We start from the raw sequence: 7,607 nt of genomic DNA on the forward strand, positions 1-7,607 counted from the left end.
GCCCCAGTGCTGTTGACGGCTGTCGTTCCCACTCACCGCTGCGGGGCAGTCCCGGACTCTCACCGGGTTCCCTCTTAGGGGCGTGTTTCACAAGAACTGGCCGGCCGCCGCCTGGACTCCGCCTCGGCTCGACCGCCCTTATGAAACACGCCCCGCGACACCCGGCCGTCGCCGACCGGGTGAACCAGCGCTTCCCGCAGCGTAGCCCAGCGTCCGAGGCCGGCGGCACAGGCGTCAGGACGGCGCCGATCCCGTCACAGCGGCAAGCGGCGCCGCGCCGAACGACACCGCGAACCGCTTGCACCAGATAGACACGCTGCGCAGACCGTCCAGGTCCACCGACGCCGGGATGTCGTACGCCTGGTCGCCGATGTTGCCCTTGAGCCGGCCCAGCTCGACCCAGCGGCCGTCGTCGAACACCTGCCATCCGGCCCGGCCGGGCAGCACCTTCCGGTCGGTGAGCCACACCCGCAGGTCCGGCCCGTCCGAGGTGTCCAGTCCGCGCAGGAGCAGCTGACGGCGGCCGTCGGCGAGGCGGACGAGCTGCGCCCGGCCGGACGTGTCGTGCTCGTGGGTGACGAAGTCACCGGCGGCCAGGACCACGTCGGCCGGCGCCGCACCGGTCGGCGACGGGCCGATCGTGCCGGACGCCGGCGGGCCGGTCGTCTGCGGCTCCGCCACAGTGGGCAGCGCCTCGCGTACCTCACGGTCGGTCACCAGCCGCCACGGCTGGAACAGGTACAGGCTCACCCCGAGACCGGTGACGGCCACGACGGCGAGCACCGACAACACCACACGTCTTCTGCCCATGGCCAGACGGTAGGCGCGGACCCGGCGGAAAGATCTTTCCGTCCGCTTACGGCCCGACCGCGGGCCGCCACGCCGGGGCGCCGATGGGTAGCGTCTGGCGCATGGGGCGCTACGTGCTCGTCGTCGACGACGACCGGACGGTGAGCGACGTCGTGCGGCGCTACCTGGAACAGGACGGCTGCCGGGTCCGGCTGTCCTTCGACGGGCCGGACGCGCTCGCCGCGGCCGAGGAGGAGCCGCCCGATCTGGTGGTCCTCGACCTGATGATGCCGGGTCTCGACGGCATCGAGGTGTGCCGGCGGCTGCGGCGCCGGCTGCCCGGCCTGCCGGTGGTCATGCTCACCGCGCTCGGGGACGAGGCCGACCGGGTCGCCGGGCTGGAGGTCGGCGCGGACGACTACGTGACCAAGCCGTTCTCGCCGCGCGAACTCGTGCTGCGCATCAGGTCGGTGCTCCGGCGCGCGGCCCCGCAGGACCGGGGACCGACAGGGCTGCTGCGCGACGGCGACCTCACCGCGGACACCGGCCGCCGCGTCGCCGAGCGCGGCGGGCAGCAGCTGTCGCTGACCGTACGGGAGTTCGACCTGCTCGCGTTCCTGCTGGCGCACCCCGGACGCGCCTGGTCACGGGCCGAGCTGCTGGACCGCGTGTGGGGCTGGCGGTTCGGCGACCAGTCGACAGTCACCGTCCACGTCCGGCGGCTGCGGGAGAAGATCGAGGACCACCCGGCGCAGCCGCGCCGCATCGTCACCGTGTGGGGCGTCGGTTACCGGTACGAGCCGTCGGAGGCGTCCCGGTGAACGAACTGATGGTCATCGGGCTCTACGCCCTGCTCGCCGGCGCTGCCGTCGGCGCGCTCGGCGTCGGCGCGCTGCGGCTGGTGCGCCACCGGTCGATCCTCGCGCACATCGCGGTGCTGCTCGCGGTCACCATCGCCTCGGTGACGGCGGGCGTCACCGCCGTCGCCCAGGCCATGTTCCTGTCCGCGCACGACCTCCAGGTCGTCCTCGTCACTGTCGCCGCGTCCGCGGCGCTCAGCCTGGCCGTCGGGGTGGCGTTCGCCCGCCGCCTCGCCCAGGCGGCGGTCTGGGCCGACCAGGCCCGGCAGCGGGAACGGCAGCTGGAGGCCGGCCGCCGCGAGCTGGTCGCATGGGTCTCCCACGATCTGCGTACGCCGCTCGCAGGGCTGCGGGCGATGGCGGAGGCGCTGGAGGATCGGGTGGTCGACGAGCCGGCGGCGGTGGCCGAGTACCACCGCCGGATCAGGGTCGAGACGGACCGGATGACACGCCTGGTCGACGACCTGTTCGAGCTGTCCCGGATCACCGCCGGTGCGCTGCGGCCCGCCCTGTCCCCGGTGCCGCTCGGCGACGTGGTCTCCGACGCGATCGCCGCCACCGCGCCGCTGGCCGCCGACCGGCGGGTGCGGGTGCTCGCCCCGGAGACCGGCTGGCCGACCGTCCGGGCCGCCGAGGCCGAACTCGCCCGCGTCGTGACGAACCTGCTCGTCAACTCGGTGCGGTACACGCCACCGGACGGCACTGTGCGCATCGACGCCGGCCGGGACGACGACGACGCGTGGCTCGCCGTCTCCGACACCTGCGGCGGCATTCCCGAGGCGGACCTGCCCCGGGTGTTCGACGTGGCGTTCCGGGGCACCCGGGCCCGTACCCCCGCACCGGCCGGCGCCGACGAGGCGGCGCCGGCCGGCGGCGGCCTGGGGCTGGCGATCGTGCGCGGACTGGTCGAGGCGCACGGCGGGCGGGTGCACGCGCACAACGTGACCGGCGGGTGCCGGTTCGTGGTCCGCCTGCCGGCGGTCTGACCACCCGCCCGGCTCGCCGGGCGACCCGGCCACCGCGCAGGCGGGTGAGGCGGCCCGGTCAGGCGGCGTCCGGGGGACCGGTCTCCACCAGGCGTCCGTCCGCCAGGCGCAGCCAGCGGCCCACGTCGATCGCGGCGAGGAACCGCTCGTCGTGGCTGACCACCAGCAACGCGCCCCGGTAGGCGTGCAGCGCGCTCTCCAACTGGCCGACGCTGACCAGGTCGAGGTTGTTCGTCGGCTCGTCGAGCAGCAGGAGATGCGGGGCCGGTTCGGCGCCCAGCACGCACGCGAGCGTGGCGCGCAGCCGCTCCCCGCCGGAGAGCACCCCGACCGGAAGGTGCGCGCGCGGGCCGCGGAACAGGAAGCGGGCCAGCAGGTTCATCCGCTGCGCGTCCGGGGCCTGCGGCGCGAACGTGGCCAGGTTCTCCGCCACGGTACGGTCCAGATCCAGCAGGTCCAGCCGCTGCGCCAGGTACGCGATCCGGCCGTCCGCGCGGGTGATCCGGCCGCTCTCGGGCTCCAGGTCGCCGTCGATCAGCCGCAGCAGCGTGGACTTGCCCGCGCCGTTGTCGCCGAGCAGGGCGATCCGTTCCGGACCGCGGATCGTCAGGTCGACCCCGTCGGCGGCGAACAGCGACCGCTCGCCGTGCCGGACCTGCACCCCTTCGGCGGTCAGCAGCGTGCGTCCGGCCGGGACGGTGGTGGCGGGCAGCTCCACCGTGATCGTCTTCTCGTTGCGCAGCGCCCGCTCGGCCTCGTCGAGCCGTGCTCGGGCGTCGTCGACCCGCCCGGAGTGCATCTCGTTCGCCTTGCCCGCTGCCACCTGCGCGTCCCGCTTCAAGCCGCCGGCGACGATCCTCGCCAGACCCGCGTTCTTCAGGTTCCGGGAGGCGTTGCCGGCTCGCCGGGCCGCCCGTTCGCGGGCCTCCTGCAACTCCCGCTTCTCCCGCTTGAGGTCCTGTTCGGCGCTGCGGACGTTCTTCTCCGCCACCTCCTGCGCGGCCCGCACGGCCGCCTCGTACGAGGTGAAGTCGCCGCCGTGGAAGCGCATCTCACCGCGGTCTAGTTCGGCGATGCGGTCCATCCGGTCCAGCAGCGCCCGGTCGTGACTGACCAGCAGCAGGCAGCCGTGCCACTGTTCCAGCACGTCGTAGAGGCGGTGCCGGGCGCCCAGGTCGAGGTTGTTGGTCGGCTCGTCGAGCAGCAGCACGTCGGGCTGCTTGAGCAGTTGCGCCGCCAGACCGAGGGAGACCACCTGCCCGCCGCTGAGCGTGCCCAGGCGCCTGTCGAAGGCGAGGTCGCCGAGGCCGAGACGGTCGAGTTGCGCGCGCGTGCGTTCCTCGACGTCCCAGTCGGCGCCGATCGTGGTGAAGTGCTTCTCGTCGGCGTCGCCGGCCTCGATGGCGTGCAGCGCCGCGATCAGCGGGGCGATCTCCAGGACCTCGGCCACTGTGAGGTCGGCGGCCAGCGGCAGGCTCTGCGGGAGGTAGCCCAGCACGCCGTCGACGGTCACCGACCCGGCGGCCGGGCGGTACTCGCCGGCGATCAGCTTGAGCAGCGTGCTCTTGCCGGCGCCGTTCGGCGCGACCAGACCGGTCCGGCCGCCGCCGAGGGTGAAGGAGAGGTTCTGGAAGACCGGGGTGTCGTCCGGCCAGGAGAAGGTCAGGTTCGAGCAGACGACGAAGGAATCGGACATCAGGAAGACGACCTCGAAGATGAGGGCGGGCGGACCTCAGCCGCCCGGCGGGGGACACGGTCTCGGGGTACGACGGAACGACCACGGCGCTCGCCTGCGGTCGGTCACATGTCCGGTCTCACCCGGAGATGTCGTCGTCACCCGCCATGTCTGGTCTCCCTGCCTGCCTGATCGCCACTGGATCACTCCGGTCCACCGTAGCACCGGCGGTGGTCGCCAGGCGGTCCTGGAGACGGGCGTGCCGGAACTGGTAGACCGGCCCCACCGTGCGCAGCACCGACCGGCGGTGCGCGTCGTCGAGGAATCGGAGCAGCCGCAGCGGCGCCACCCCGGTACGGCGCAGCTCGACGATGACGAGCAGGGCGCGCCAGGTCTGCGAGGACGTCACGCCGAGCAGGAAGCCGCCGACGATGCCACAGGCGATGCCACCTTCCGCCGACCCGGCGAGCCGCCCCACCAGGCCACCCAGGACGCCGAGCACGGACCCGAGCCAGAGGCCGCCGCCCACCGCGGACCACAGGTCCCGCCGCCAGGACAGCCGCGACGACACCGGGTCGTCCTCGCCCGCCGAGCCGGCCATCGCCAGGTACAGGCCCAGGGAGAGGCAACCGAGAAAACCGGTCGCGGTGAAGGCGAGGAAGACCGGGAAGGCCCGGCCGGACCCGATGCCTGTGACGTCGGCGCACGCGGCGACGAGGAGCCCGAAGAAGCCCAGGAACAACGCACCGGTGAGCCCGGCGCCGAGCACGTTCTCCATCCGCTGACGGCTGATCACCCGGCTCCACCTGATCCGGCGGAGCCGCAGCGGACGCCGGCCGATCAGCACGTCCCGGGAGAGCTTGGCGGTGAACGTGAGCACCAGCCCGAACGCCAGCCCGGCCAGGACGCCGAACGCCGGGCCCGCGAGCAACCCCGCGCTCAGTCCGGCGCCGAGGCCGGTGACGAGCACCGTCGAGACCGCGTACAGGTCCCAGGAGGTGAACGACGCCAGGTGCCACCACACCAGATCGCGGCTGCCCGCCCGGTTCATCAGGTGGGCGAGGTGACCGAGCCAGCGCGCCGCCTGCGCAGCCGTGTAGCGCGGCTCCGGTACGCCGGGCTGGACGGCGTACGCCGCGGGGAGCACCCGGTCGAGCAGGGCGTCCTCCACCGCCTCCCGGCTGTGGTAGCGGTCGAGCAGCTCCGCGGCATCGTCGTCGGTGGTCACCGTGTCCCGGAACAGGCTCAGCATCAGCGGGCTGCGCAGCGCCTGCGCGACGGGACTGTCCGGCCGGTCGCGCACCTCGTCCACCAGCCGTTGCCACCCCGGCGGCAACGGCTGGGTCCGGCTCCGGGTGACGTACGCGGCGATGTCCGTGCCGGTCAGCGGCTCCAGCTCCAGGGCGGCGGCGCCGGAGAGGTGCCGGGCGGCGGCCACCGCCTCCACCAGCTCGCGGCTGCGGGTCGTCACCACCAGCCGGAACGTGGTCTGGACGTCGAGCGCGCGCAGGGCGACCGGTCGCAGGTCCGGCGGCAGTTCGTCCAGCCCGTCCAGGAAGAGGGCGACGTGCCCGCCCGTGACGAGCCGGCGGGCCGGTTCGAGCCCGCCGAGGACATCGTGATCGGCGGCCAGCCGGGCGGCCAGCCAGTCGGCGACCGGTTGCCGGCGTGGATCCCAGCCGGACACGGTCAGCAGCACCGGCACGGGTACCCGTGCGCGTTCCTGCTCCGGCAGGCGCTGCCGGTGCTCCAGCGCGTCGATCAGCAGCAGGACGACCGCTGCCGACTTGCCCGCCCCGGGCCCGCCGAGCAGCAGGAGGCGGCCGGAGCCCAGGCCCGCGTACACCCGGAAGAGGTCGTGCAGGTCGCCGTGGGCGAGGTCGGCCGCCCGCACCGGCGGGACGGCCGGCAGGGGCGGGAACCGGACCAGGTCGCCCTCGGTCGCGGCGGCGTCCACCGGCCCGGTGACCGGCCGGTCCGACCACCGCCAGTGGACCCGGATCGGAACCGGCGCCCACAGCCCGCGCTCGGTCGCCGCGCGGCTCCACTGCGCGAGGACGGCGGCGGCCAGCTCGTCGGCCGCCCGCTGCGCCTCGGGGCCGGGGCGGCGTGTGCCCCGGTGGTTGCGCCGCCACAGCCAGCCCAGGATCGGCCCGCCGGCCGCCAGGACGGCGAGGACCGACTGCAGCAGGGTGAGCTGCCGGTCGGTGGCGTTCGGCAGCCAGGCGACCGACGCGCCGAGCCCGGCCGCGACGAGCATCGCCAGCACCGACCAGACCCCCCGCCGCATCCCGGTAGTGTGCCAGCCGACCGGCTGTCCACACAGGCCCGTTCGCCGAGCCGGGAGTGGTGCGGCCCTATGCTCCTGGCCATGTCCCAGGTGACCGCGAGCCGCTGGTTCGGGCCGGCCGGCTCCTCGTCCGGCGACGCCCAGGTGTTCGTCTTCCCGTACGCCGGTGGCGTCGCCGCCTCCTTCGCGCAGTGGCGGGAACTGGCCGCGCCGGAGCTGTCGGTGCAGGTCGCGCTGATGCCGGGCCGGGGCGCCCGGCTGCACGAGCCGCCGCTGGACGACCTCGCGGAGCTGGTGGACGCGCTGGCGACAGCCGTCGCCGAGCGGGCGTCCGGGCCGTACCTGCTGTTCGGCCACAGCCTGGGGGCGCTGGTGGCGTTCGAGGTGACCCGGGAGCTGCGCCGCCGGGACGCGCCCGCGCCGCTGGCGTTGCTCGTCGGCGGCGCGGAGGCGCCGGGGACCCGGCTGGTACGGCGGCGCGTGCACGACCTCGACGACGCCGGTCTGATCGACGCGCTGCGCGACTTCGGGGCGACGCCGGCCGCGCTGCTGGCCGACCGCGACCTGATGGAGCTGATCCTGCCCGGGGTACGGGCCGACTTCGCGCTGTCCGAGCGGTACGCCTACCGCCAGGGGCCGCCGCTGGAGGTGCCGGTGCACGTGCTGCTCGGCGACCGGGACGAGCACGTGGACCCGGACCGGGCCGCGGGGTGGGCCCGGGAATGTGTCACCGAGCCGCGGTGGCACGTGTTTCCCGGCGGGCATTTCTTCCTTACCGACCATCTGCCGGAAATCATCGACCTAATGCGACACATCGTCGCCAGTCACACCCCTGTGGCGGAATAAGCGACAAAGAACGGGTAAGGACTCGTACCCGTACCGGACCTTCCACAATGTCCGGTATTCGACCTGGTGAACGGTCGAGAAGCGGTGTTAAAGTCTGCCATCCGTTCGCCGAAGGGACGTCGCTGACGAGGCGGCATACTGTCGCGTGCGCCGAGGTGTAC

The 7,607-nt window shown here is 73.9% G+C and carries 6 protein-coding genes and 1 riboswitch (1 of these 7 only partly in view); of the genes, 3 read left to right on the plus strand and 3 right to left on the minus strand.

From position 1 onward, the window contains the following. A riboswitch (cobalamin riboswitch) is annotated at positions 1-120 on the minus strand (it extends 237 nt beyond the left edge of the window). A gap of 114 nt (positions 121-234) precedes the next feature. Then, complete coding sequence (locus OC439_RS17000; protein WP_262014269.1) at positions 235-810, minus strand: DM13 domain-containing protein; 576 nt, start codon at positions 808-810, stop codon at positions 235-237. A gap of 101 nt (positions 811-911) precedes the next feature. On the opposite strand from OC439_RS17000, the gene OC439_RS17005 reads away from it, so the two are divergent. Both OC439_RS17005 and OC439_RS17010 read left to right on the plus strand, forming a co-directional pair. After that, positions 912-1,610 (plus strand): response regulator transcription factor, encoded by a 699-nt coding sequence (locus tag OC439_RS17005; RefSeq protein WP_315985940.1) that lies wholly within the window; start codon positions 912-914, stop codon positions 1,608-1,610. 8 nt (positions 1,611-1,618) lie between these two features. Continuing rightward, complete coding sequence (locus OC439_RS17010; RefSeq protein ID WP_262014307.1) at positions 1,619-2,635, plus strand: sensor histidine kinase; 1,017 nt, start codon at positions 1,619-1,621, stop codon at positions 2,633-2,635. Positions 2,636-2,693: 58 nt separating this feature from the next. Here OC439_RS17010 and OC439_RS17015 read toward each other — a convergent pair whose 3' ends face one another. Together OC439_RS17015 and OC439_RS17020 are read right to left on the minus strand one after the other, a co-directional pair. Then, entirely contained in the window at positions 2,694-4,331 is a 1,638-nt protein-coding gene (locus OC439_RS17015; RefSeq protein ID WP_262014271.1) for an ABC-F family ATP-binding cassette domain-containing protein, read from the minus strand. Positions 4,332-4,449: 118 nt separating this feature from the next. Further along, positions 4,450-6,600 carry a hypothetical protein gene (locus OC439_RS17020; protein ID WP_262014272.1) on the minus strand — a complete coding sequence of 717 codons (2,151 nt, stop codon included), beginning with the start codon at positions 6,598-6,600 and terminating at the stop codon, positions 4,450-4,452. 81 nt (positions 6,601-6,681) lie between these two features. Here OC439_RS17020 and OC439_RS17025 point away from each other — a divergent pair, with 81 nt between their 5' ends. Beyond that, positions 6,682-7,446: a thioesterase II family protein gene (locus tag OC439_RS17025; RefSeq protein ID WP_262014273.1), complete on the plus strand. Its 765-nt coding sequence runs from the start codon at positions 6,682-6,684 to the stop codon at positions 7,444-7,446. The last annotated feature ends 161 nt before the right edge of the window (positions 7,447-7,607 follow it).

Origin of the sequence: Micromonospora sp. Mcm103 (genome assembly GCF_024519755.1) — a bacterium.
Taxonomy (GTDB): domain Bacteria; phylum Actinomycetota; class Actinomycetes; order Mycobacteriales; family Micromonosporaceae; genus Micromonospora; species Micromonospora aurantiaca.